The 24,352-nt window shown below is 72.4% G+C and carries 19 protein-coding genes; 12 read left to right on the top strand and 7 right to left on the bottom strand.

Annotated features, from left to right (window positions below):
* Positions 1-55 precede the first annotated feature (55 nt).
* A complete protein-coding gene (locus VKK44_RS01005) occupies positions 56-781 on the top strand; it encodes a methyltransferase domain-containing protein (RefSeq protein ID WP_343444926.1) in 726 nt (241 codons plus the stop codon).
* Positions 782-922: 141 nt separating this feature from the next.
* On the opposite strand, the gene VKK44_RS01000 is transcribed toward VKK44_RS01005, so the two are convergent.
* Complete coding sequence (locus tag VKK44_RS01000; RefSeq protein ID WP_343444925.1) at positions 923-1,924, bottom strand: LacI family DNA-binding transcriptional regulator; 1,002 nt, start codon at positions 1,922-1,924, stop codon at positions 923-925.
* Positions 1,925-2,075: 151 nt separating this feature from the next.
* On the opposite strand from VKK44_RS01000, the gene arfA reads away from it, so the two are divergent.
* From arfA to VKK44_RS00975, 5 genes are read left to right on the top strand one after another with little or no spacing between them, the layout of a single operon-like run.
* The gene (arfA, locus tag VKK44_RS00995) at positions 2,076-3,587 is read left to right on the top strand and encodes an arabinosylfuranosidase ArfA (RefSeq protein WP_343444924.1); all 1,512 of its coding nucleotides are present in this window, start codon (positions 2,076-2,078) and stop codon (positions 3,585-3,587) included.
* A 38-nt stretch (positions 3,588-3,625) separates the two neighbouring features.
* Positions 3,626-4,960, top strand: a complete 1,335-nt coding sequence (locus VKK44_RS00990) for an ABC transporter substrate-binding protein (RefSeq protein ID WP_343444923.1) — start codon at positions 3,626-3,628, stop codon at positions 4,958-4,960.
* A 6-nt stretch (positions 4,961-4,966) separates the two neighbouring features.
* Positions 4,967-5,929 (top strand): carbohydrate ABC transporter permease, encoded by a 963-nt coding sequence (locus VKK44_RS00985; protein WP_343444922.1) that lies wholly within the window; start codon positions 4,967-4,969, stop codon positions 5,927-5,929.
* Positions 5,930-5,939: 10 nt separating this feature from the next.
* Positions 5,940-6,764 (top strand): carbohydrate ABC transporter permease, encoded by an 825-nt coding sequence (locus tag VKK44_RS00980; RefSeq protein WP_343444921.1) that lies wholly within the window; start codon positions 5,940-5,942, stop codon positions 6,762-6,764.
* A complete protein-coding gene (locus VKK44_RS00975; RefSeq protein WP_343444920.1) occupies positions 6,761-7,780 on the top strand; it encodes a glycoside hydrolase family 43 protein in 1,020 nt (339 codons plus the stop codon). Before VKK44_RS00980 ends, VKK44_RS00975 begins: the two co-directional genes overlap by 4 nt.
* An 89-nt stretch (positions 7,781-7,869) precedes the next feature.
* Here VKK44_RS00975 and VKK44_RS00970 read toward each other — a convergent pair whose 3' ends face one another.
* Positions 7,870-9,366, bottom strand: a complete 1,497-nt coding sequence (locus VKK44_RS00970; RefSeq protein WP_343444919.1) for an APC family permease — start codon at positions 9,364-9,366, stop codon at positions 7,870-7,872.
* 298 nt (positions 9,367-9,664) lie between these two features.
* Between VKK44_RS00970 and VKK44_RS00965 the strand changes: the two genes are divergently transcribed.
* Positions 9,665-11,323, top strand: coding sequence for a glycoside hydrolase family 10 protein (locus tag VKK44_RS00965; RefSeq protein ID WP_343444918.1), 1,659 nt, complete (start codon positions 9,665-9,667; stop codon positions 11,321-11,323).
* A gap of 176 nt (positions 11,324-11,499) precedes the next feature.
* Positions 11,500-12,042 (top strand): phospholipase, encoded by a 543-nt coding sequence (locus tag VKK44_RS00960; protein WP_343444917.1) that lies wholly within the window; start codon positions 11,500-11,502, stop codon positions 12,040-12,042.
* Positions 12,043-12,195: 153 nt separating this feature from the next.
* On the opposite strand, the gene VKK44_RS00955 is transcribed toward VKK44_RS00960, so the two are convergent.
* Positions 12,196-15,006: an ATP-binding protein gene (locus VKK44_RS00955; protein ID WP_343444916.1), complete on the bottom strand. Its 2,811-nt coding sequence runs from the start codon at positions 15,004-15,006 to the stop codon at positions 12,196-12,198.
* A gap of 125 nt (positions 15,007-15,131) precedes the next feature.
* On the bottom strand, positions 15,132-15,353 hold the full coding sequence (locus tag VKK44_RS00950) for an FmdB family zinc ribbon protein (RefSeq protein WP_343444915.1): 222 nt from the start codon (positions 15,351-15,353) through the stop codon (positions 15,132-15,134).
* Between the two features lie 56 nt (positions 15,354-15,409).
* Between VKK44_RS00950 and VKK44_RS00945 the strand changes: the two genes are divergently transcribed.
* The 3 genes from VKK44_RS00945 (at position 15,410) to VKK44_RS00935 (ending at position 21,158) form a co-directional block, all read left to right on the top strand.
* Positions 15,410-16,702: a lytic murein transglycosylase gene (locus VKK44_RS00945; RefSeq protein ID WP_343447621.1), complete on the top strand. Its 1,293-nt coding sequence runs from the start codon at positions 15,410-15,412 to the stop codon at positions 16,700-16,702.
* Positions 16,703-16,774: 72 nt separating this feature from the next.
* Positions 16,775-17,791, top strand: a complete 1,017-nt coding sequence (locus VKK44_RS00940) for a GNAT family N-acetyltransferase (RefSeq protein ID WP_343447620.1) — start codon at positions 16,775-16,777, stop codon at positions 17,789-17,791.
* A gap of 94 nt (positions 17,792-17,885) precedes the next feature.
* Complete coding sequence (locus VKK44_RS00935; protein WP_343444914.1) at positions 17,886-21,158, top strand: lamin tail domain-containing protein; 3,273 nt, start codon at positions 17,886-17,888, stop codon at positions 21,156-21,158.
* Between the two features lie 23 nt (positions 21,159-21,181).
* On the opposite strand, the gene VKK44_RS00930 is transcribed toward VKK44_RS00935, so the two are convergent.
* Both VKK44_RS00930 and VKK44_RS00925 read right to left on the bottom strand, forming a co-directional pair.
* Positions 21,182-21,805, bottom strand: coding sequence for a helix-turn-helix transcriptional regulator (locus VKK44_RS00930; protein WP_343444913.1), 624 nt, complete (start codon positions 21,803-21,805; stop codon positions 21,182-21,184).
* A gap of 573 nt (positions 21,806-22,378) precedes the next feature.
* Positions 22,379-22,720 carry a MerR family transcriptional regulator gene (locus VKK44_RS00925; RefSeq protein WP_343447619.1) on the bottom strand — a complete coding sequence of 114 codons (342 nt, stop codon included), beginning with the start codon at positions 22,718-22,720 and terminating at the stop codon, positions 22,379-22,381.
* Positions 22,721-22,783: 63 nt separating this feature from the next.
* On the opposite strand from VKK44_RS00925, the gene VKK44_RS00920 reads away from it, so the two are divergent.
* Positions 22,784-23,362 (top strand): NADPH-dependent FMN reductase, encoded by a 579-nt coding sequence (locus VKK44_RS00920; RefSeq protein ID WP_343444912.1) that lies wholly within the window; start codon positions 22,784-22,786, stop codon positions 23,360-23,362.
* Here VKK44_RS00920 and hemB read toward each other — a convergent pair.
* Complete coding sequence (gene hemB / locus VKK44_RS00915; protein WP_343444911.1) at positions 23,356-24,339, bottom strand: porphobilinogen synthase; 984 nt, start codon at positions 24,337-24,339, stop codon at positions 23,356-23,358. The genes VKK44_RS00920 and hemB overlap by 7 nt on opposite strands.
* Positions 24,340-24,352 lie beyond the last annotated feature (13 nt).

Here is a 24,352-nt window from a genome sequence, read left to right as displayed (position 1 = left end):
GGAGGCCGGCGTGTATCCGGGCGGAATGGGGGTAACGCGCGGCCGGAGGTGGCGCATGGTGGCGATGGGGCAGGCCGCGCTCTCGGGTGAGCGGCTCCGGCAGGCCGACGGCTTCCTCGCCGAGGCGTGGGCCGACCTGGCCCGGCACGACGAGCGGCTCCGTGGCACGACCGTCGAGGTGCGCTTCGACCGGGGCGTGGCCCACCTGACCGGGGAGGTTGCCGACCCGGCGGAACTGCGGCTGGTACGGGAGTTGATCGGCCGGCTGGCCGGGGTGCTCGGGGTCTGGTGCCGGGTCGGCGTGGCCGGTCGACCGCCGGTCGTGGTCGACCTGGGCTGCGGTGCCACCAAGCAGTGGCCGGGCAACCTGGGGTTGGACATCTACCCGGCGCCGGGGGTGGACGCGGTCGCCAATCTGTCCGGCTCGCTGCCGCTGCGGGACGACTCGGTGGACGTGTTCTTCGCGGTGCACATCGTCGAGCACCTGATCGATTTTCTGCCGCTGTTCGACGAGTGCCACCGGGTGCTCCGGCCCGGCGGCGTACTGCACGTGATGAGCCCCTGGTGGCGGCACGTCAACGCGGTGGCCGACCCGACCCACGTCCGTCTGCTCGACGTGCAGACGTTCAAGGGCATCTGCGGTCAGCGCCCGCCCGGCACCCCGCGCTGGTATCCGCTGCACGTCGGCTGCGACGGCGCCTCCGTCTTCGCCGACCTGACCCCACTCCCACCGAACGCCCCCGCCCCGCCCCCCTCCCACCTGGCCCGCTTCTTCGACTGATCCCTCACCCACCCCACCCCCGAACCCACCTCGCTGATCTTGCACTCTGGGCCCCGCGGGTGAGGCATATGACCCGAATGTCGGGGCACGAACTGCAAGATCGCCGGGGAGAGGGGCGGGAGAGAGGGGCGGGGAGGGGGGTCAGGGGGCGGATTCTCGGAGGGCCAGGCGGTGGGGGGCGAACAGTTCGCGCGGCGGGGCCTCGCGGTCGGGGCCGAGACGGCCGGCGAGCAGTTCCACGGCGAGTCGGGCGATGCGCTCCTTGTCCGGGGCGACCGTGCTCAGCGTGGGGATCGAGAACCGGCCGTCCTCGATGTCGTCGAAGCCGGCGACCGCGACGTCATCCGGCACGCGCAGGCCGGACTCGTGCAGGGCGCGCAGCGCGCCGAGCGCGAGCGTGTCGTTGAAGCAGAAGACGGCGTCGGGGCGCACCTCGGCGGTGAGCAGGTGCCGCATGGCGGCGGCACCGTCCGCGCGGTGCCAGGCCGGCGCGGGCGCCACCAGGCTGTCGTCGTACTCGATGCCGGCCTCGGCCAACGCGCTGGCGTAGCCGGCCAGGCGCAGCCGGGCGCTGGCGCCCTCGGGGGTGCGCTGGGAGCCGATGGCGGCGATCCGGCGGCGGCCGAGCCCGACCAGGTGGGCGGTGATCTCCCGGGCGGCGGCCACGTTGTCGATCATGACGTGGTCGGCGGGGCCGTGGTCGACGCGCTCGCCGAGCAGCACCATGGGCAGGCCGTCGAGGCCGACGAGGTCGTCGGCGGTGAGCGCGAGCGGGCTGAGGATCAGGCCGTCGATCATGTGGTCGCCGATCCCGCTGGCGGCCTTGCGCTCCTGCTCCGGGCCGCCGCCGGTCTGGTCGATCAGCACCGTCCAGCCGTGCTCGGCGGCGGCGGCGACCACGTGCCGGGCCAGTTCGGCGAAGTACGGGATGTCGAGCTCGGGCACGGCCAGGGCGATCACGCCGGTGCGCCCCTTGCGCAGGTTGCGGGCCGACAGGTTGGGTCGGTAGTGAAGCTCGGCGATGGCCTCCTCGACCCGGGCCCGGGTGTCGGCGCGCACGTGCTGGTAGCCGTTGACGACGTTCGAGACGGTCTTCACCGACACGCCGGCCCGCTCCGCCACGTCCTTGAGCCTGTGCCGCACTGAACTTCCTCCCCGCTGAGCACTCCGGCCGCACTCTACCGCGTCACGACGACGTAACGACCTCTTTACATTGCGGGTTACAACGTTGTAGAAACCAGAGGCACGGTGACCACGGTCACCGGGGAACAGCTCCGACGGAAAGGTGGCATCCGTGCCGAACGCGCAGCTCACGGTCGACCCGGCGTTCCGGGTCGGTCCGGCCGACCGCCGGATCTTCGGCTCCTTCGTCGAGCACATGGGGCGGTGCGTCTACGGCGGGGTCTACGAACCGGGGCACCCGGACGCCGACCCGCGCGGCTTCCGTCGCGACGTGCTGGACCTGACCCGGGAGATGGGCGTCTCGGTGGTCCGCTATCCCGGCGGCAACTTCGTCTCCGGCTACCGCTGGGAGGACGGCGTCGGCCCGGTCGGTGACCGTCCGCGTCGGCTCGACCTGGCCTGGAAGACGATCGAGACCAACGCGTTCGGGCTCAACGAGTTCATGACCTGGGCCGCCGAGGCCGACGTCGAGCCGATGATGGCGGTCAACCTCGGCACGCGGGGCGTCGCCGAGGCCTGCGACCTGCTGGAGTACGCCAACCACCCGGGCGGCACCCAACTGTCCGACCTGCGCCGCAAGCACGGCGCCGAGCAGCCGTACGGGGTACGGCTGTGGTGCCTCGGCAACGAGATGGACGGGCCGTGGCAGGTCGGCCACAAGACCGCCGACGAGTACGGCCGGCTGGCCGCCGAGACCGCCCGCGCGATGAAGATGGTCGACCCGTCGATCAGCCTGATCGCCTGCGGCAGCTCCAACCGGGGCATGCCCACGTTCGCCGGCTGGGAGGCGACCGTGCTGGAGCACACCTACGAGCACGTCGACTACATCTCCGCCCACACCTACTACGACCCCTCCGACGGGGACCGGGCCAGCATCCTCGCCTCCGCCGTCGACATGGACGCGTTCATCACCGAGGTGACCGCCACCGCCGACTACGTCGGCGCCAAGCTGCGGCAGAAGCGCAAGCTGAAGATCTCCTTCGACGAGTGGAACGTCTGGTACCAGTCGCGCCTCCAGGCCGACCTGGACCGGCGCGGCTGGGTGGAGGCGCCCGCGCTGATCGAGGACGACTACACCGCGGACGACGCGGTGGTGGTCGGCGACCTGCTGATCACGCTGCTCCGGCACGCCGACCGGGTCGGGGTGGCCTGCCAGGCCCAGCTCGCCAACGTGATCGCCCCGATCCGCACCCGCACCGGCGGTCCCGCCTGGCGGCAGAGCATCTTCCACCCGTTCGCGCTGACCGCCCGGTACGCGCGCGGCACCGTGCTGCGCACCGAACCGGTCGGACCGACGTACGCCACGAAGCGGTACGGCGACGTGCCGGTGCTGGACACCGTCGCCGTGCACGACGAGGAAACCGGCGAGCTGGCCGTCTTCGCGGTCAACCGGGGTCCGCACGACCTCCCGCTCGACCTGGACCTGCGCGGCCTGCCGGGGCTGCGCGGGACGGCGCACACCACGCTCGCGGCCGGGGACGACCCGGCTGCCACGAACACCGAGGCGGACCCCGAGCGGGTCACGCCCCGGGAGCTCACCACCCCCACCCTCGACGGCGGGCGCTGCTCCGTGGCGCTGCCCGCCACCTCCTGGAACCTGCTGCGCTTCACGCCCCAGCAGTGACCAGGCCATACTCCACATCCGTCCCCCAAGGAGTTCGCATGATCCAGAACGAGTTGAGCCGGCGGCGCCTGCTCGGCCTCGGCGTCGGCCTCGGCGCGGCGGCCTCGCTGACACTGGCCGGCTGCGGTGGTGGCAGCAGCAGTCCCGACCGGGCCGGCACGGCCGGCAACGGCGGCAAGGACTACACCGGCCCCAAGGTCGACCTGAAGCTGTGGAACGGCTTCACCGGCGGCGACGGCGAGATCTTCAAGACGCTCGTCCAGCAGTTCAACAGCGAGCACCAGAACATCGCGGTCAGCGTGGTCACCTACGAGTGGGCGGACTACTACAGCAAGCTGCCCGGCGCGGTTTCCAGCGGCAGTGGGCCGGACATCGCGGTCATGCACATGGACCAGCTCGCCACGTTCGCCGCCCGCGGAACGATCAGCGAGCTGGACGACGTGGCCAAGACGCTGGAACTCAGCGAGGGCGACTTCGCCCCCACGGTGTGGAAGGGCGGCCTCTACAACGAGAAGCGGTACGGCATCCCGCTGGACATGCACCCGCTGGGCTTCTACTACAACAAGGCGGTCATGCAGAAGGCCGGCCTGGACCCGGAGAAGCCGCCGACCACCCGGGACGAGTACACCGCCGCGCTGACCGAGCTGAAGAAGTCCGGCGTGCAGGGCTTCTGGGTCAGCCCGTTCCAGTTCACCGGCGGCATGACGTTCTACAGCCTGCTGCACCAGTGGGGCGGGACGCTCTTCGACGCCGAGGTGGCGAAGGCGACGTTCAACTCCGACCCGGCGGTCGAGGCGTGCACCTGGCTGGTCGACATGGTCAAGCAGGGCTTCTCGCCGGCCAACGTCGGCCAGGACGCCGACTACCTGGCGTTCAAGGGCGGCAAGAACGCCTTCAACTGGAACGGCATCTGGCAGATCAACGATCTGAAGAAGAGCCCGAACGTGCAGTGGGGCGTGGCGCCGCTGCCCCAGATCGGCAGCCAGAAGGCCGCCTGGGCGAACTCGCACAACTTCACCATCGTCAAGCAGCGCTCGGCGAACGAGAACAAGGTCTCCGGTGCCAAGGTCTTCATCAACTGGCTGAGCGAGCACTCGCTGGACTGGGCCAAGGGCGGCCAGGTGCCGGCCCGCAAGGAGGTCCGGGAGAGCGCTGACTTCACGGCGCTCACCGAGGTCAACGCGCTGGCCCCGGAGCTGGAGTACGCGGCGTTCCCGCCGGCCACGCCGGGCCTCGGCGAGGTCATCCTGACGTTCTACAACGCCTTCAACGAGGCGGCGCTGAACAAGAAGTCGCCGAAGCAGGCGCTCGACGACGGCGTGGCCAAGGCCAACAAGCAGCTCGAGGACAACCGCAAGAAGTACGGGAACTGATCCGTCGTGGCGGACGTGATCGAGGTCGGGGCGGCGCGTGACGGCGCGCCGCCCCCGGCGGTGCGTACCCGGCGCCGGCGCGCGACGGAACGCGGCAACCGGACGACGCCGTACCTCTTCCTCGCGCCGTACCTGATCCTGTTCGGCGTCTTCGGTCTGGCGCCGATCCTGTTCGGGCTCTGGATCAGCCTGCACCAGTGGGACCTGCAACTGCCCAACCGGCCGTTCATCGGGCTGGACAACTACCGGGATCTCTTCTCCAGCGAATCGGCGATCTACGGGGACTGGTGGTCCAGCGTCCGGGCGACCGGCATCTTCACGCTGTTCTCGGTGCCGCTGCTGGTGGTCATCCCGCTGGGGTTGGCGCTGCTGCTCAACCGCTCGTTCCCCGGGCGCACGTTCTTCCGGGCCGCGTTCTTCGCCCCGTACGTGCTGGGCGTGGCGGTGATCGGCCTGCTCTGGCGGTTCCTGCTGGACGCCAACCTGGGCCTGGTCAACCGGCTGCTCGGTCTGGTCGGGCTCCCCTCGGACACGCCGTGGGTCACCGACGTGCCGTGGGCCTGGGTCTCCCTGGTCGGTGTGACGGTGTGGTGGACGTGCGGCTTCAACGCGGTGATCTACCTGGCCGGGCTCCAGGACATCCCCGCCGAGCTGTACGAGGCGGCGAAGGTCGACGGGGCCGGCGGGTGGGACCGGTTCCGCCACGTCACGATCCCCGGCCTGCGCCCGGTCATGCTCTTCGTCTTCACCACCACGATCCTCGCCTCGGCGAACGTCTTCGGGCAGGCGTTCCTGATCACCCAGGGCGCGCCGGGCGAGCAGACCCGGACCGTGGTCTGGCGGATCGTGGACGAGGGCCTGCGCGACTACGACGCCGGTCGGGCCGCCGCGATGAGCGTGTTCTTCGCGCTGATGCTGGCCGTGGTGAGCATCGTCAACTTCCGGCTGTTCCGCTACCGGGAAGACTGAGGGGCCGACCATGTCGAAAGTCCGTCCGGTGCTGCGCTACGCCGTGCTGCTCCTGATCACCGCGGTCTTCGTGACCCCGCTGGTGTGGATGCTGCTGACGTCGGTGAAGACGTACGACGCCGCCCAGCAGGTCCCGCCGAGCTGGCTGCCGAACCCGTTCTCCACCTACGGCTACGACCAGATCCTGAACAACACCGCCAACCCGGTGCTGCGCTGGTTCCTCAACAGCATGCTGGCGGCGACCCTGCACACGCTGCTGGTGCTGGTCACCGCGTCGATGGCCGCGTACGCGCTGGCCCGGATGCGGTTTCGCGGTCGCGGCGTGCTGTTCGCGCTGATCGTCGGCACGCTGTTCCTGCCGCCGACCTCGCTGATCATCCCGAACTTCATCATCGCCGAGAAGCTGAGCTGGATCGACACGCTGACCGTGGTGGTCGTGCCCGGCGCGGCGAGCGCGTTCGGGGTGTTCTTCCTGCGCCAGTTCTTCCTCTCCATCCCGGCGGAGCTGGAGGAGGCGGCGGTGTTGGACGGGGCGAACCAGTGGCAGATCTTCCGTCAGGTGCTGCTGCCGCTGTCGAAACCGGCCCTGGCCACGCTCGCGGTGCTGTCGTTCCTGACCAACTGGAACGACTTCCTCTGGCCGGTGTACGTGTTGTTCAGCCCCGAGCGGTTGACCCTGCCGGCGGGCCTGGGCCTGCTCCAGGGCGCGTACGTGACCGACTATCCGGTGATCATGGCGGGCGCGATGCTGGCGAGCGTACCGGTGCTGATCCTGTTCGTGTTCGCCCAGCGTCACGTCATCCAGGGCGTCTCCCGCAGCGGCCTGAAGGGATGACCGGCCGGCTCCGGCGGCGCGGCGCGGTGGCGGTGGCCACCGCGCCGCTGCTCGCCGCGCTGCTCGCCGCCGGTTGCGGCGGCGGCTCCACCCCATCGAGTACGCCGGAGGGCGCACGCGTGTTCACCAACCCGGTCGTGCGGACCGACGCCCCCGACCCGCAGGCGATCCGGGTCGGCGAGACCTGGTACCTGTTCCACACCAACGCCGGGGGCCGGAACGTCCCGGTGCTCACCTCGCCCGACCTGGTCGAGTGGACCCCGGCCGGTGACGCGCTGCCGGAGCTGCCGGACTGGGCGGACGGGGGGAAGACGTGGGCGCCGGAGGCGATCCAGCTCGCCCCGGACCGGTTCGTCCTCTACTACACGGTGGCCGACCGCGCGTCCGGCCGGCAGTGCCTGGGCCGGGCGGTGGCCGACACGCCGCTCGGGCCGTACGCGGACGATTCCGACAAGCCGCTGGTCTGCCAGCCGGAGCTGGGCGGTTCGATCGACGCCAGCCCGTTCCGGGACACCGACGGCAGTCTCTGGCTGCTGTGGAAGAACGACGGCAACGCGATCGGCGTGGACACCTGGCTCTGGTCGCAGCGCCTGACGCCGGACGGGCTGCGGCTGACCGGCCCGGCGACGAAGCTGCTGCGGCAGACCGAGCCGTGGGAGGGCACCCTGATCGAGGGGCCGTTCTTCCACCGGCACGACGGGAAGCTGTTCCTGTTCTTCGCCGCCAACGCCTACGACAAGGACGTCTACGCCGAGGGGTACGCGGTCTGCGAGAGCCCCACCGGGCCGTGCGTGAAGGCGTCGGAGAACCCGATCCTGGCCAGCAACGACGTGGCCACCGGGCCGGGGCACGCCTCGCTCGTCGAGCAGGACGGCCGCACCTGGCTGCTCTATCACGCCTGGTCGCCCGGCCAGGAGGGCACCACCGACCCGGGCCGCCAGGTCTGGCTGAACGAGCTGGTCTGGACCGACGGCAAGCCGTCCGTACGCGGCCCGCTCCGCGAGGTGCAGCGGTAAGGAGGGGCCCCCTCTTAACGCCTGCGGTATAGAAGGGGCCCCCTCTCACCACCGGGTGTTATGAGGGGGCCCTTCCTTCAACTGCGGCCTCAGGGGGTGGGGGCGGGCTCGGGGGTGTCCTCCGCGTGCTCGCGGCGGGCCAGCCGGTTCTTGCGGTGCCCGTAGCCGAAGTAGATGACCGCGCCGAGCGCCATCCAGATCAGGAACCGCACCCAGGTCTCCACCGACAGGTTGAGGCTCAGGTAGAGGCAGGCCACCGCTGTGACGATCGGCAGCACCGGCGAGAACGGCACCTTGAACGGCCGCTCCAGGTCGGGGCGCCGCTTGCGCAGGATCGGCACCGCGAGCGCGACCAGCATGAACGCGCAGAGCGCGCCGATGCTGACCAGGTCGGCCAGCGCGGAGAGCGGCAGGAAGCCGGCGAGCAGCGCCACCACCACCGTCATGATCCCGGCGATCCGGTACGGGGTGCCCCAGCGCGGGTGCACCTTCGCGATCGACGGGGGGATGAGCCCGTCCCGGGCGATGGCGAAGCCGATCCGGCCCATGGCCACCAGGTCGACCAGGATGACGCTGGTCAGGCCCGCGACGGCGGCGATGGAGACGAGCACCGCGGCCCAGCCGGCGCCGACCGCCCGGAACGCGGACGCGATCGGCGCGCCCTCGTCGATCTCGGTGTACTTCACCATGCCGACCACGACCAGCGAGACGCCGATGTAGAGCGCGGTGGAGATGACAAGCGTGCCGAGCAGTCCCAGCGGCAGGTCCCGCTTGGGCTTGCGGGTCTCCTCGCCCAGGTTCGCCACGGCCTCGAACCCGGTGTACGCGAAGAACACCACCGCGGCGGCGGTGAGCACCCCGACGAAGCCGAACACCGACGGCTCCAGCCCGAAGAGGAGCTGGGTCACCGGCTGCTTGATGCCGTCGTCACCGGCCCCGGCCGGCTCGGCGGACGGGATGAACGGGCTGAGGTTGGCCGCCTTCACGAAGAACAGGCCGGCGATGATGACGAAGGCGCAGATCGCCACCTTCACCAGCACCAGCACGTTGGTGACCCGGGCGGACTCGCGGATGCCGACGATGGCCACCACGCCGAGCACCAGCACGATGCCGATCGCGCCGAGGTTGACGATGCTGCCCTCCTCGGCGAACCAGGCGCTGGGCAGGCCGAACAGGTCGGTGAGGTAGCCGGACCAGCCCCGGGCCACCACCGCCGCGCCGAGTGAGAACTCCAGCAGCAGGTCCCAGCCGATGATCCAGGCGACGATCTCGCCCATGGTCGCGTACGCGTAGGTGTAGGCGCTGCCGGCGGTCGGCACGCTGGAGGCCAGCTCGGCGTAGCAGAGCGCGGCGAGCAGCGCGACCACGCCGGCGATGCCGAAGGAGATCACCACGCCCGGGCCCGCGCTGTTCTTCGCCTCCACGCCGGTCAGCGTGAAGATCCCGGTGCCGATCACGATCCCGATGCCGAAGCCCATCAGGTCGACCGGCCCGAGCCGGCGGCGAAGCCCCGGCCTGCCGTCTTCGCCGTCGGCGTCGCCCTGGGCGATCACGTCCTGGATCGGCTTGGTCCGTAGGACTGACATGGATCACCTCCCCCAACGGTGCGACCACCACGGTCGGCGGTCCGTGACCGGCCAAGCTACCCAGCCGTTCCGATCCCCAATCCGGTACGCGAGGTGTCGGAATGGTCACGATGCGGCGGCGTGGCCCGGCTCACCCGTGGCCCGTTCCGGCACGGCCGGCATCGATCCGGCCCGGGGTCTTGCGCCGACTCGGGATTGATGAAAGTTTTCTACCCGTGGCGCACGCCGTGCGGCGAATCTTGCCGATCACGCCGGCCGCCGCCCGTCCCCCCGGGACCCGACGAAGGGACCGCACCACATGAAGGCAACTCCGCTCAGAGCCGCCGCGCTGGCCGTGGCGCTGCTCGGCGCGCTGGTCGCCGGCACCCCGGCGCAGGCCGCGCCGAACGAGACGACACCTACCGGTTCCACCGACTGCGTCACCAACCCGGCCACCCCCAAGCGGCAGTTCCGGGCCATGTGGATCGCCTCGGTAACGAACATCGACTGGCCCAGCAAGGACTCCTGGACCGCGCCGGACCAGGTCGCCAAGCAGAAGGCGGAGTACCTGGGCTGGCTCGACCTGGCCCAGAAACTCCACCACAACGCCGTCGTGGTCCAGGTCCGCCCGACCGCTGACGCGTTCTGGCCCTCGCCGTACGAGCCGTGGTCGGAATACCTGACCGGGGTACGCGGCAAGAACCCGGGCTGGGACCCGCTGGCCTTCCTGGTCGCCGAGTCGCACAAGCGGAACCTGGAGTTCCACGCCTGGTTCAACCCGTACCGGGTCTCCATGCCGGCCCCCGGTGGCGCCGGCGCCGACCTGTCGCAGCTCGCGCCGGACAGCCCCGCCCGGGCGCACCCGGACTGGGTGTTCGCCTACCCGCCGGCCGGCGTCGCCGGCAGCCGGCTCTACTACAACCCCGGCGTCCCGGCGGTCCGCGAGTTCGTCCAGACCGCGATGATGGACGCGGTCAACCGGTACGACGTCGACGGCGTGCACTTCGACGACTACTTCTACCCGTACCCGAGCGGCACCCACCAGGTGCCGGACGACGCCACGTTCGCGCAGTACAACCGGGGCTTCACGGACAAGGCCGACTGGCGGCGGGACAACATCAACCTGCTGATCCAGGAGATGAACGCCAAGATCAAGGCGGCCAAGCCGTGGGTGAAGTTCGGGGTCAGCCCGTTCGGCATCTGGCGCAACGCGTCCGCCGACCCGAACGGCTCGGACACCACCGGCTCGCAGTCGTACGACATCATCTCCGCCGACACCCGCACCTGGGTCAAGCAGGAGTGGATCGACTACATCGTGCCGCAGCTCTACTGGTACATCGGCCAGTACCCGGCCGCCGACTACGCCCGGCTGGTGCCGTGGTGGGCGGAGACGGTGCGCGGCACCAAGGTCCAGCTCTACATCGGCCAGGCCGACTACAAGAGCGGTGACCCGGCGTACGGCTCGTTCTGGATGAACCCGCAGGAGCTGTCGAACCACCTGACGCTCAACCGGTCGTACCCGGAGGTGCTCGGCAACGTGCACTTCTCGGCGGTGCAGGTCCGGGCCAACCGGCTCGGCGCCACCGACATCTACGCGGCCGAGCACTACTCCCGCCCCGCGCTGGTGCCCACCATGACGCACCTGCCGCACAAGCCGCTGCTGTTCCCGGTGGTCACCGGAGCCCAGCGGGAGGCGGACGGGGTGCGCCTGAGCTGGCGGCAGCCCGCCGACGGCAAGGGCCCGCTCGGCACCGCCACCTCGTACGCGATCTACCGGTTCGACGGCACCGGCCTGGCCGGACGCTGCGACTTCGCCGACGCGTCCCACCTGGTCGGCACCGTCCGGGCCACCGACGGTGACGTGCAGTCCTGGGTGGACACCACGGCGGTCGCCGGCCAGCGCTACACCTACCACGTGACCGCGCTGGACCGCCTGGCGAACGAGAGCCCGGCCAGCCCGCCGCGCTTCGTCCGCTGATCCGCCGCGAATGCCCCCGGACCGCTACGGCGACCCGGGGGCATTCGTCTGTTTACGCGGATGTCAGCAAGCGGCCTTCCGGGCCATCCCCCCACGCCACCCCATTGATCGACACTTCTCGAACTCCGGTGATCCCGGACCGCCCGTCCCGACGCCCAACCCCGCGGAGGTCCCCCATGTCCCGTCGCCTCGCCACCACGCTCGCCACCGGCGTGATCGCCCTGCTCACCACGCTCGGCCTGGCCTCACCGGCCGTCGCCGCGGTGAGCACTCAGCAGAAGCTGTCGGTGCTGTCGAGCTGGACCCAGACCAGCGCCGCCAGCTACAACGCCTGGAACAGCGCCCGGGTGAACCGGGCCCCCTGGACCGAGTACGGCTTCGACTGGTCCACCGACTACTGCTCGTCCAGCCCGGACAACCCGCTCGGCTTCACGTTCAACCTCTCCTGCTACCGGCACGACTTCGGCTACCGCAACCACAAGGCGATGGGCATCTTCCCGGCCAACAAGTCCCGCCTGGACAGCGCGTTCTACGAGGACCTGAAGCGGGTCTGCGCCACCTACAACTCGGTGGTCCGGCCCGCCTGCTACAGCCTCGCCTGGACCTACTACCAGGCGGTCAGCGTCTTCGGTTCGCTCGCCGCCGTGCAGCAGGCCGACCTCGACCGCGCCGCGCGGATGAAGGCCGACGCGGAACGCCACGCCACCGCCCGCAACTGACCCACCCCACCCACCCACGCCCGCCGGGCCCACCCCCGGCCCCGCCCGACTTCACGGAAAGAGTGGCTATCCGGGCCCGGATAGCCACTCTTTCCGTGAATTTGCGCGCAGGGCGTGAGGGGTTGGGCGTGAGTGGAGGGTGGGGTGGGGTGGTCAGCCGGTGGTGCTGCGGGGCTCGGCCGCCGGCCGGGGCGTGGTCGGGCCGAACCAGAACGAGTCCGCCGACAGGTCCGGATGCTCGACGTGCAGCGCCAGCGCGGCGGCCTCGTCCAACCGCAGGCCCGCCCCCGCACCGTACGCCGCGTCGAACGCCTCGTCGCCCAGGCTCCGGCGCAGCTCCGCCTGTCTGGCCAGCCAGTACGGCTCGTAGATGCCCGGGGTGGCGCGCAGGCTCGCCCGGGTGGCCTGTGCCGCGCCGAAGAGCCGGGCCGCGGCCACCGCGTCCCCGGCCAGCGCGCAGCGCACCGCGATCGCGTTGACCGTGTCGCAGGCCCGGCCCAGGTAGCCGTGACTCATCCGGGACCGCAACGCCACCAGCAGGTGCTCGTGCGCCGCGACGAGATCGCCCCGGGCCAGCGCCACCATGCCGAGCAGCATGTCCACCGAACGGCGGCCCCGCTCCACCGGGCGGGTCGCCTCCACCGGGCGCGCCGCGCCGAGCACCTCGGCCGCCTCGTCCAACGCGCCGCGGCGCCAGAGCAGCTCGGCGAGGTTGTAGACGGCGAGCAGCGCGTCGCCGACCACGTCCTGCGCGTACGCCCAGTCGATCACCTCGCGGCAGACCCGTTCCGCCTCGGCGAACTGGCCCATGTCGACCAGCGGCGCGGCGCGCCCGGCCAGCACCCGGGCCAGCAGCCCCAGGTCACCGGCCTGCCGGGCGGCTGCCTCGGCCCGCTGCGAGTAGCGCAGCTCCTCGGCGAACTCCCCGTCCGCGCCGGCGTGCAGCGAGTGCATGTGGTACGCGGCGGCCAGCTCGGCCTCCGGGATGTCCTCGCCGGTCTCGGCGATCCGGCCGTAGAGCCGGAACAGCCAGAGCCGCCCCTCCCGGGCCAGCCCACGCTCCCGCCACCACTGGTCCAGCCCGCCGGCCAGGTGCAGCCCCGACCGGGCGCTGCCACCGGTGGCACACCAGCGCAGCGCGGCCCGCAGCTCCCCGGCCAGCGGGTCCAGCACGTACAGGGAAAGCGTCACCGGTCGGCCGTCCGGACCGAGGTGCGCCCGGTCCAGCGCGTGCCGGGACCAGGCGACGTGCCGGTCCCGGGCGCTCTGCTCCTCACCGGTCTCGATCAGCCGGCGGGCCGCGTACGCGCGGATCGGGTCCAGCATCCGGTAGGTGCTGCCCGAGGCGTGCGGCTCGGCCAGCACCATCGACTTGTCCACCAGCACCGACAGCGGGTCCAGCGGATCCTCGTCCAGCAGCCACTGCACGGACGGCAGGTCCACCGGGCCGGCGAAGACCGCCATCCAGCGCAGCAGCCGGGACGAACGCGCGCCCAGCGTCCGGTACGACCAGGTCACCGTGGCCTGGATGGTCAGGTGCCGCTCGTTGGCCGACCGCTGCACGGCCCGGGTCGCGGCCGTCGGCGGGGCCGCCCCGGTCGCGGCGGCCACCAGGTCGACGGTGTCCTGCTGGTTGCCGCTCCAGCCGGCCTCGACCGGCGGCGGCTCCGCCGACTCGCGCCCGGCGTCCAGCGTGCCGAGCATGTCGTCGAGCCGCTCGGCCAACTGACCGGCCGAGAGCACCCGCAGCCGCGCCGCGGCCAGCTCGATGGCGAGCGGCAACCCGTCCAGCCGACGCACCACCCGGCGCAAGTCGGCCTGCTCGGTCGGGTCCGGCGGCCGGCCGCCCCGGGCGGCTGCGGTGCGGTCCAGCAACAGGGCCACCGCGTCGCTCGCGCCGCCGTCGGGCACCTCGTCCACCGACAGCGGCGGAATCCGCCACACCACCTCGCCGGGCACGCCGAACGACTCCCGGCTGGTCGCCAGCACCCGCACCCCCCGGCCGCCGGCCAGCAGCCGGGAGATCACCTCGGCCGACGCGGCCGGCTGGGCGTCGCAGGTGTCCAGCACCACCAGCATCCGGCGCGGCGCCGCGTACTCGACCAGGGTGTCGACCATCGGCCGGCCCGGCTCCGGGCGGAGGCCGAGCACGGCGGCGATCTCGAACGCGACCAGCCCCGGGTCGGTCACCGCGGCGATGTCGACGAACCAGACGCCGTCCGGGTAGTCCTCGACGATCCCGGAGGCCAGCTCCACAGCCAGCCGGGTCTTGCCCGCGCCGCCCGCGCCCAGCACGGTCACCAGCCGGTACGCCTCGACCAGCCGCCCCAGCTCGGCCCGCTCGAAGTGCCGGCCGACGAACGAGGTGACCTGGGTGGGCAGGTTGTGCGCCGCCGCGTCGGCCGTACGCGGACGCGGGAACCGCCGCTCCAGACCGGGCGCGACGAGCTGGAACAGTCGTTCCCGGTCGTCGAACCCGCGCAGCCGGTGCAGGCCGAGATCCAGCAGCGACGCGCCGTCCGGCAGCGGATCCGCGTGTCGGGCGGTGGACGCCGAGCAGAGCACCTGACCGCCGTGCGCGGCGGCGGCCACCCGGGCCGCCCGGTGCACCTCCGGACTGGCGTACTCACCGTCGCGGGGCTCCGCGTAGCCGGTGTGCAGGCCCATCCGGACCCGGGGGATGGCGTCTGCGTTGGGCCAGTCGTGGCCGGCGAGCGCGCGTTGCGCGGTCAGGCAGGCGCGCACGGCGGCGGCGGCGTCCGGGAAGGCGAGGAAGAACGAGTCGCCCTCGGTCAGCAGCTCCGACCCGTCCGTGCCGGCGAGCGTGTCGCGCAGCAGCCGGCGATGCTCCCGCAGCACCGGACGGTAGACCGGGCCGAGCATCCGGGCCATCCGGGTCGAGCCCTCGATGTCGGTGAATACAAAGGTCACCCACCCGCTGGGGAGGTGGATCGGTGGCGACATGCGTCGAACCTCCCCCCGCTGACGTCGGGTCCATGCTGCCCTATGACCGCGTCGTCACGCATCGTGAGAACGGGTAGGCGGATTCCGACCAAAAGTTCTCACCGGCGAAGAACGCCCGCCGAGGATCAGCAGCCGCAGGCGCCGCCGCAGCAGCCTCCGCCGGCCGGCGCGGGTCCCCCACCGGTCGGGCCGGCGCCGCCCCGGCCGGTGAACGCCACCGTGGAGAGCAGCTTCACCGTGTCGGCGTGGCCCTGTGGGCAGGTGGCGGGCCGGGCGGCCTCGGCCATCGGGCGGTTGACCTCGAAGGTGTCGCCGCAGGCGCGGCAACGGAACTCGTACCGGGGCATTCGCACAGCGTACGGCCGGGCCTGACGCTGTCGCACGGATGGGTGATACTCGACGGGTGGTGGACGGCGAACGGCGAGCGACGGCCCGGCCCCTGCGACCCGCCGCGCCGCCCGACGGCGGCGCCGGGCGGGTTCCCGGCGCGCGGCGCGGCGAGCCCGCTCCGCCCGCGGCGTCCACGGAGAAGTCCGCGACGTCACCGGAGAAGTCCGCGACGTCACCGGAGGCCGCATCCGCCCCCGGGGTGACGCCCGCGTCCGGGGCCGCGTCCGCCCCTGTCGCCACGCCCGCGTCCAAGGCCGTGTCCGACCCTGTCGCCACGCCCGCGTCCAAGGCCGCGCCCGACCCTGTCGCCACGCCCGCGTCCGCATCGGAGTCCGGGCCGCCCGCGGTCGGCCGGCGCCGACGGATGCCGTTCGCGCACGCCGGCCGGGTCCGGCCACGGCAGCTCGCCGCGGGCGCGGCCCGCGCCACCCGGGACTGGTCGCGCCGGCCCAGCGGGCGCGCCACGCTGCCCGCGCTGCTCCTGCTCGCCCTGGTCGGGGCCGCCGTGGCGGCCGGCGCGGTGCTCGTGCCGGCGGCCGTGCGCAAACCGGAGCCGGTCGCGGTCGAGGCCACCAGCGCTCCCCCGGGGCCCGGCGTGCCGGAGACCGGTGCCGTGCCGGGGCTGACCGGGGCGCCCACGCTCCCCGCCCCGACCGGCCTGCCGGGCACCGTCGGGCCGGCCGGCACGCCGCTGCCGGGCGGGCCGACCGCCAACCCGGCCCTGCCCGGTGGCCGCCCGGCCGACGCGCTGGCCGGTTGGGCGGAGCGGGTCGGCCGCGCCACCGACATCCCGACGGTGGCGCTCCAGGCGTACGGCTACGCCGAGCTGGTGCTGGCGCAGACCCACCGCAGTTGCCAACTGAGCTGGACCACGCTCGCCGCGATCGGCTTCGTGGAGTCCGGGCACGGCTCGGCCAACAAGGCCAGGCTGGGCGCGAACGGGGTGGCCGTGCCGGAGATCCTCGGCGCGCGGCTCGACGGGCAGGGCGGCCGGTCCCGGATCCTCGACACCGACCAGGGCCGGCTCGACGGCGACAAGGAGTTCGACCGGGCGCTCGGCCCGATGCAGTTCATCCCCAGCACCTGGCAGGAGATCGGCGCGGACGCCGACAACGACGGCGTGAAGAACCCGCACGACATCGACGACGCGGCGCTGGCCGCCGGCGAGTACCTGTGCAAGGGTGGCCGGAACATGACCATTCCCGGCGACTGGTGGGGCGCCATCCTCTCCTACAACGATGTACGCCGGTACGCCCAGGACGTCTTCACCAAGGCCGACGAGTACGGGCGCCGGAGCGGCACGTGACGTGACGACGCGCGTACATTCGCGGACTCAACCCTTCCGTCTAGCTGCGGTTGACGGCAAGCTGTACGGGTGATGGTGCGCGAGTGGGACCCTCGGACCGCGTCGTCCGCCGAGATCGCGTCGCTGCTGGACACGTTGAACGCGGTCCTGGCGGCCGATCTGCCCCAGGACCCTCCCTGGCAGGCGAACTCCCTGCGGGAGTACCTCTCCGAGGTGATGCTCGGCGAGCGGCGGATCTCCTGGGTCGCCCAGGGCGATCCGGCGCCGGACGGCACGCCCGGCGCGATCGTCGGGCACGTGCACGTGCTGCTGCTCGGCGGCATCGGCGTGCTCGAGGTGCTGGTGCACCCGACGCTGCGCCGCACCGGGATCGGCCGCGCACTGGTGCGGGTGGCCGCCCGCCGGGTCTGGGACGAGGGCTTCCAGTCGATCGGCGTGGAGGTGGTCGGCGACACCCCGGCCGTCGCGTTCTACGAGGCGCTCGGCTTCACCCGGGAGTACGTCGAGACCCGCAGCGTGCTCGACCTGGGCACGGTGGACTGGCCGGCGCTGACCGAGATGGCCGCCGAGGTGGGCGCGGGCTACCACGTCGAGTTCTGCCCCGGCGGGCCGCCGGACGAGCTCATCGAGGCGTACGCGCGGGCCAAGGCCGAGGTGCGCGACATGGAGGACGGCGAACTGCGCCCCAGCTCCTACGATCCGGAGCGGCTCCGCGACAGCCTCGCCACGTTGCACCGGCGCGGCATGAAGCCGTACATCGTGCTGGCGCTGCACGAGCAGACCGGCGAGGTGGCCGGGCTGACCGAGGTGGTGGTGCCGGCGCAGCACCCGACCCGGGCCGACCAGTACGACACCATCGTGGTCCGCGACCACCGCGGCTACGGCATCGACCGGGCCATCAAGGCGCGCATGCTGCTGGAGCTGCGCTCGGCCGAGCCCGAGCTGGCCGAGGTGCAGACCTGGAACGCGCAGGCCAACGAGTCGATGCTGAAGGTCAACGCGGAGCTGGGCTACCGACCCGACCGCGACTGGTGCGAGTACGGCGTGGACGTCGCCGAGCTGGTGCACCGGCTGGACACCCACCGCTGACGCCTGTTCACCAAACGGCTGCCCGGGGGATGGACGCAGGCCCGCCACGACCCTTAACGTGCGTTAGTTCCCGCCCACCCATCGTGGAGGCTCCATGCGCCCGCGCCGCACCTTAGCCGCGCTCGCGACCACCGCCGCCGTCTCCGTCACGGCGATCGGGATCGCACCCCCCGCGGCCAGCGCCGCGCCCACCGACCTGTTCATCTCCGAATACGTCGAGGGGTCGTCCAACAACAAGGCCGTCGAGCTGTTCAACGGCACCGGCGCGCCGGTCGACCTGGCCGCCGGCGGCTACCAGCTCCAGCTCTACTTCAACGGCGCCACCACCGCCACCACCGTGGCGCTGACCGGCACCGTCGCCGGCGGGGACGTGTTCGTCTTCGCCGCCGCGTCGGCCGCGCCGGCGATCCTCGCCCAGGCCGACCAGACGTACGGCGGCGCGCTGTTCAACGGCGACGACGCGATCGTGCTGCGCCGGGGCGAGACGGTGGTCGACTCCATCGGCCAGGTGGGCGTGGACCCGGGCACCGAGTGGGGCAGCGGGCTCACCAGCACGGCCGACAACACGCTGCGTCGGCTGCCCTCGGTGAGCACCGGCGACACCGACCCGGCCGACCCGTTCGACCCGACCGCCCAGTGGGCCGGCTTCGCCACCGACACGTTCGACGGGCTGGGCAGCCACGCCGTCGACGGCGGCGGCCCGGTCGACCGGCCGCCGACGCTGACCTGCGGCGGCGCGCTGACTCTGGAGGCGGGCGCCACCGCCACCCGCGAGGTGACCGCGACCGACGCCGACGACACGATCACCGACCTGGCGGTCACCTCGGTCGTCCCGTCGCCGACGAGCGGCTCGATCAGCCGTACCGCGTTCACGCCGGCGACCGCGGCCGGCGCCACCGCCACCGCCACGCTGACCGCGACCGGCCTCCCGGCCGGCGCCTACACGGTCACCGTGACCTCGACCGACGCCGAGGGCGGCACCGCCACCTGCACGCTCGCCGTGCAGGCGACAAGCGTGCTGTCGGTGGGCGAGGTGCAGGGCCGCACCGCCGACGACGAGAGCGGTCGCACCGACCGGTCGCCGTTCGCGCCGGCCACCGGCAACGGCACCAGCACCACGCTGTACGACGTGCGCGGCGTGATCACCGGCAAGTCGCTGACCCGCACCTCGGCCGGGGCCGACCAGTGGGGCTTCTACCTTCAGAGCCGGCTCGGCAGCGAGGACGGCGACCCGCTCACCTCGGACGGCATCTTCGTCTTCATGGGCTCGTTCACCACGCTGATCGGCGGCTACGCCCCGACGGTCGGTGACGAGGTGGTGCTGCGTGGCCGCGTCTCGGAGTACTTCAACCAGACCCAGCTCTCCAGTGCCTCGCTGGTCCGCAAGCTCGACTCCGGGCTCGATGTGGACAGCGCGGTCCGGGTGGTCGACGCGGTCCCGCCGGCCGAGGCGGACGCCGCCGACCTGTTCTGGGAGCGGCACGAGGGCGAGCGGGTGCGGGTCCGCGCCGGCAGCGGCGTCTCCGCACCCCGGCACATCTACTCCTCCACCGCGGACTCCGAGATCTACGTGCTGGACCGCGAGGACCCGGTCATGAAGCGGTCCGACCCGTACGCCCGCCGGGTGTTCCGGGACGCGCACCCGCTGGACGACATCCCCGGCACGCTCTTCGACAACGGCAACAACCAGCGCATCCTGCTGGGGGCCGGCGGCGTGAAGGCGACCGCCGGTGACTCCGGCGCGCTGCTGCCCGAGGCGCGCACGTTCGACACGCTGACCGAGGACGCCTACGGCTCCGTCTCGTACGCGTTCAGCAAGTACAGCGTGCAGCCCGAGCAGCTCACCCTGACCGGTGGCGCGGACCCGGCGGAGAACAACCCGCCGCGGCCGGCGGACCGGAACGGCGAGGTCGCGGTCGCCACCTACAACGTGGAGAACCTGTACGACTACCGGGACGACCCGTTCGACGGCTGCGACTTCGCCGGCAACAGCGGATGCCCCGGCGTCAGCCCGCCGTTCGACTACGTGCCGGCCAGCCCCGAGGCGTACGCCGCCAAGCTGGCCACGCAGGCCCGGCAGATCGTCGACTCGCTGCACAGCCCGGACCTGATCCTGGTGCAGGAGGCCGAGGACCAGGACATCTGCTCGGTGGTCGACGGCAGCCTGGCCTGCGGTGACGTCAACAACGCCGACGGCGCGCCGGACACGGTGCAGGAGTTGGCGCTGGCCGTCGCCGCGAACGGCGGGCCCGCCTACGCCGCCGCGTACGACCGGACCGGCGCGGACGCCCGGGGCATCGCCTCGGCGTTCCTCTACCGCACCGACCGGCTGACGCTGGCCCAGGCGACCGCCACCGATCCGCTGCTGGGTTCCGCGCCGACCGTCCAGTACCGCTCGGCCGCGCTGCCGTCCAACGCGGACGTGCAGAACCCGAAGGCGTTCAACGCGGTGCTGCCGGACGACGTGGACCGGTCGACCGGTGTGGACGGCAGCAACGTCTACACCCGCGCGGCGCAGCTCGCCCGGTTCACCGTGAAGGCCGCGCCCGGCTCGGGCGAGCACTTCACGCTCTGGGCGGTCGCGAACCACTTCTCGTCCGGGCCGGACAGCCGGGTCGGGCAGCGTCGTGAGCAGGCCGCGTACGGGGCCGCGCTGGTGCGGGCCGTCGAGGCGACCGACCCGGACGCCCGGGTGGTCTACGGCGGCGACCTGAACGTCTTCCCGCGCCCGGACGACCCGATCGCGACCGCGCAGAACCCGACCCCGTCGGACCAGCTCGCTCCGCTCTACCAGGCCGGCCTGCACAACCTCTGGGACGACCTGGTCGCGGACGCCCCGGCGGCGGCGTACTCGTACACGTTCAGCGGGCAGGCGCAGACGCTCGACAACATGTTCGTGAACGACCCGATGCACGACGACCTGGTCCAGGTCCGGACGGCGCACATCAACGCCGACTACCCGACCGACGCCGCGGACCTGGGCGACCGGGGCGCCAGCGACCACGACCCGACGGTGGCCCGGTTCCGCTCCCGCGCCGCGCTGCGGGTGGCGGACACTTCGGTGACCGAGGGCGACAAGGGCACCACCACGATGACGTTCACCGTCACCGTGTCCCGCCCGCTCTCCGAGCCGGCCCTGCTCTGTGCCGCCACCTACGGCACCACGGCCCAGGCCGGCTCGGACTACGACCCGTACGTGGGCTGCCGGGTGCTGGCCGCCGGCCGCACCTCGCTCGCCTTCCCGGTCACCGTCCGCGGCGACCGCAAGCGCGAGGCGAACGAGCAGCTCACGCTGTACGTGGCCGGCGTGCCGGGGCTCCGGCTCGCCGACCCGTCCGGCGTCGGGACGATCCTGAACGACGACTGAGCGGTGTTCCGCGCGGCGGCCCGTCATCCGGCTCTCCAGCCGGGCGGCGGGCCGCTGCGGTATCCGCGCCGCTGCGGGTCGGGCGGGGGCGGCACGTTCCGGTACTTGGCCACCCGCACCTCCCACTGGCTGCGGCGCCGCAGCGCGTCCCGGACGGCGCGGTCCCGGTAGAACGTCTCCGGCGGCCGGGCCAGCCCGTACCGGTCGGCCCACCACTCCCCCGGCTCCGGGTCGGTGACCACGTCGAGGTGGGACGGGTAGCGACGTTCGGCGCCGTCGCGCAGGTCGGCCCGGTCACGCATCGGCTTGAGCACCGTGCCGGCCTCGTCGACGACGACCAGCCGGAAGCCGGCGGTGCCGAGGATGCGCGACAGCATGGCGAGGCTGGGCGCGAGCGTGCCGGCCTCGATCCGCCCGACGGTGGTCGGGTGCACCCGCGCGAACCGGGCCAGCTCACGTTGGCTGGCGTCGGCGCGACGGCGGACCGCGCGAACGATGCCGGCCGCCGGGAAGCGCACGTCGAACGGCTCGGTGAGCAGCGCCGGCGGGCCTTCCCCGGGGGCGCGGCCTCCAGCGGACGCCGTGGCTGCTTCGCCCGCGCCGAGTTCCGTTGCCGCCTCGGGCGGGCTGTCGCCGGTTTCTGTCACCCCGCCACGCTCTCGCCTCCGCAGGGAGCCCGGCAACCCCGGCACCTCACGCTGTGGAAAACCCGTCAGCCGGTGCCAACAGCCGCTCCCGGCCTCGGTGATAGCGCGCTTCGCAGACACGGAGCGTAAACATGACTGTCAGTGATGCCGATTGCTTGCCGCGTCACACTCTACGAAGCATCCAAGACGCAAAAGCGGACAAATTAACGCCGTTGCCGCTCGCCCGTGCCGCTCCCGCAATCGCCTTTGCTCTGCAACCATCCAGGCATCAGTAGCTAACCGTTACCGATGCGCCATTGTCTGCAGAGCAAAGGCAGCAAACGAGGAAGGCATGGGAAGCAGGAACTTCCACTCTCCGTAACCAGAAGGTGCGCGACAGGCGGGCACCAGGGAGCCGCGCCGGGGGCAGGCGACACGCGAAGGCAGGGAGGCGCAGGCGAGACAGACGCCCACGCGCGAGCGGACGCGGGCGGGCGGACGCGGGCGAGCGGACGCGGGCGAGCGCAGGCGAGCGAGCGGGCACCCCGGGGGCGGGCGGGCGCCGAGCCGGGTAGGGAGCGAGAGTAGCTCGGGTCACAGGTCGCAGAGCCGGCGGCCGGAGCGGATGTCGTCGAGCGCGGTGTGCAGCTCGGCGATACGCCGTTCGGCCTCGGCGGTGAGCCCGTCGTGCAGCCGCTGCCAGTCGGTCAGGTCCGGCTCGGGCGGCAGCGCCGCGAGCAGGTCGCGGATCTCACCGACGCTGAGGCCGATCCGCTGCGCCACCCGGGCCACCCGCACCCGGCACGCCGCGTCGGGACCGAACCGACGCTGGTTGCCGCTGGTCCGGCTGGCCGTGATCAGGCCCTGTCGTTCGTAGAAGCGGATCGCGGAGCCGGTCGCCCCGGCCTCCCGCGCCACCTCGCCCACCGTCAGCATGCCCACGGCACTCCCCCGGAACGGCTTGACTTCAACAATTGTTCAAGTCTTAGCGTCCGTCCCATGATGACGCAAGAACCGCCACTGAACCTCGCCGTGCTTGTCGCCAGCGTCCGCCGGCCCCGGATGGGCCGGTTGATCGCCGACTGGTTCGTCGACCACGCCGGGCGCCGTGACGGCCTCCGGACCGACCTGATCGATCTTGCCGAGGTGCCGCTTCCGCTGGCTGACACGCCGCCCGGCGGCAACCCGGCCAGCCCGATCGCCGGCCGCCTCGATGCCGCCGACGCCTTCGTCGTGGTCACGCCGGAGTACAACCACAGTTTCCCGGCGGCCCTGAAGAACGCCATCGACTGGCATCACCGGGAGTGGGTGGCCAAGCCGGTCGGGTTCGTCTCGTACGGCGCCGGGTCGGGTGGGATCCGCGCGGTCGAGCAGCTCCGGCTGGTCTTCGCCGAACTGCACGCCACCACCACCCGCACCGGCGTGGTGCTCACCGCACCGTGGGACCGCCTCGACCAGCAGGGCCGGCTGGTCGACGACGGTCCGCTGGGGCAGGCCGCCGACGCGACGCTCGACGAGGTGGGCTGGTGGGGAGAGGCGCTGCGGGCCGCCCGCCGGCGTCGGCCGTACGGTCAGTAGCGCTCGCGGAGCAACTGGGCCGCCTCGACCGCCCAGTAGGTGAGGATGATCTGCGCGCCGGCCCGTCGGATCGAGGTGAGCGTCTCCAGCATCACCCGTTCCCGGTCGACCCAGCCGTTGGCGGCGGCGGCCTCGACCATGGCGTACTCCCCGGAGACCTGGTAGGCGGCGACCGGGACGTCCACCGCGGCGCGTACCGCCGACACCACGTCGAGGTAGGGCAGCGCCGGCTTGACCATCACCATGTCGGCACCCTCGGCGACGTCCAGCTCGACCTCGCGCAGCGACTCCCGCAGGTTCGCCGGGTCCTGCTGGTAGGTGCACCGGTCGCCGTCCAGCGCCGACTCCACCGCGTCCCGGAACGGGCCGAAGAAGGCGGAGGCGTACTTCGCGGCGTACGCGAGCACCGAGACGTCCTGGTGCCCGGCGGCGTCCAGGGCCCGGCGGACCGCGCCGACCTGCCCGTCCATCATCCCGGACGGCCCGACCACGTGGACCCCGGCGTCGGCCTGGGCGACCGCCATCTCGGCGTACGCGGCCAGCGTGGCGTCGTTGTCCACGCCGCCGTCCGGGGTGAGCAGGCCGCAGTGCCCGTGCGAGGTGAACTCGTCCAGGCAGAGGTCGCTCATCACCACCGTCGAGTCACCGACCTCGGCGATCACGTCCCGAATGGCCACGTTGAGGATGCCGTCCGGGTCGAGGCCGCCGGAGCCGGTCTCGTCCCGCGTCGCCGGCACCCCGAACAGCATGATCCCGCCGACCCCGGCCTGGACCGCCTCGACGGCCGCCTTGCGCAGCGAGTCCCGGGAGTGCTGGAGCACCCCCGGGAGCGACGCGACGGCCCGTGGCTCGGTCAGCCCCTCCTTGACGAACATCGGCACGACCAGCTCGGCCGGGGCGACGCGGGTCTCGGCGACCAGCCGTCGCACGGCTGCGTTGCGGCGCAGCCGGCGGGGCCGGATCTCGGGGTACGGCATGAGGGGCCTCCTG

The organism is Micromonospora sp. DSM 45708 (genome assembly GCF_039566955.1).
In the GTDB taxonomy this organism is placed as follows: domain Bacteria; phylum Actinomycetota; class Actinomycetes; order Mycobacteriales; family Micromonosporaceae; genus Micromonospora.
This window is presented reverse-complemented; position numbering and strand designations above follow the sequence as displayed.

Coding starts and splice junctions, on each gene's coding strand:
- VKK44_RS00980 (WP_343444921.1), top strand. CDS start 5,940: ATGTCGAAAGTCCGTCCGGTGCTGCGCTACGCCGTGCTGCTCCTGATC.
- hemB (WP_343444911.1), bottom strand. CDS start 24,339: ATGCCGTACCCCGAGATCCGGCCCCGCCGGCTGCGCCGCAACGCAGCC.
- VKK44_RS00965 (WP_343444918.1), top strand. CDS start 9,665: ATGAAGGCAACTCCGCTCAGAGCCGCCGCGCTGGCCGTGGCGCTGCTC.
- VKK44_RS00950 (WP_343444915.1), bottom strand. CDS start 15,353: ATGCCCCGGTACGAGTTCCGTTGCCGCGCCTGCGGCGACACCTTCGAG.
- VKK44_RS00955 (WP_343444916.1), bottom strand. CDS start 15,006: ATGTCGCCACCGATCCACCTCCCCAGCGGGTGGGTGACCTTTGTATTC.
- VKK44_RS00970 (WP_343444919.1), bottom strand. CDS start 9,366: ATGTCAGTCCTACGGACCAAGCCGATCCAGGACGTGATCGCCCAGGGC.
- VKK44_RS00990 (WP_343444923.1), top strand. CDS start 3,626: ATGATCCAGAACGAGTTGAGCCGGCGGCGCCTGCTCGGCCTCGGCGTC.
- VKK44_RS01005 (WP_343444926.1), top strand. CDS start 56: ATGGTGGCGATGGGGCAGGCCGCGCTCTCGGGTGAGCGGCTCCGGCAG.
- VKK44_RS00960 (WP_343444917.1), top strand. CDS start 11,500: ATGTCCCGTCGCCTCGCCACCACGCTCGCCACCGGCGTGATCGCCCTG.
- VKK44_RS00940 (WP_343447620.1), top strand. CDS start 16,775: ATGGTGCGCGAGTGGGACCCTCGGACCGCGTCGTCCGCCGAGATCGCG.
- VKK44_RS00935 (WP_343444914.1), top strand. CDS start 17,886: ATGCGCCCGCGCCGCACCTTAGCCGCGCTCGCGACCACCGCCGCCGTC.
- VKK44_RS00925 (WP_343447619.1), bottom strand. CDS start 22,720: ATGCTGACGGTGGGCGAGGTGGCGCGGGAGGCCGGGGCGACCGGCTCC.
- VKK44_RS00920 (WP_343444912.1), top strand. CDS start 22,784: ATGATGACGCAAGAACCGCCACTGAACCTCGCCGTGCTTGTCGCCAGC.
- VKK44_RS00975 (WP_343444920.1), top strand. CDS start 6,761: ATGACCGGCCGGCTCCGGCGGCGCGGCGCGGTGGCGGTGGCCACCGCG.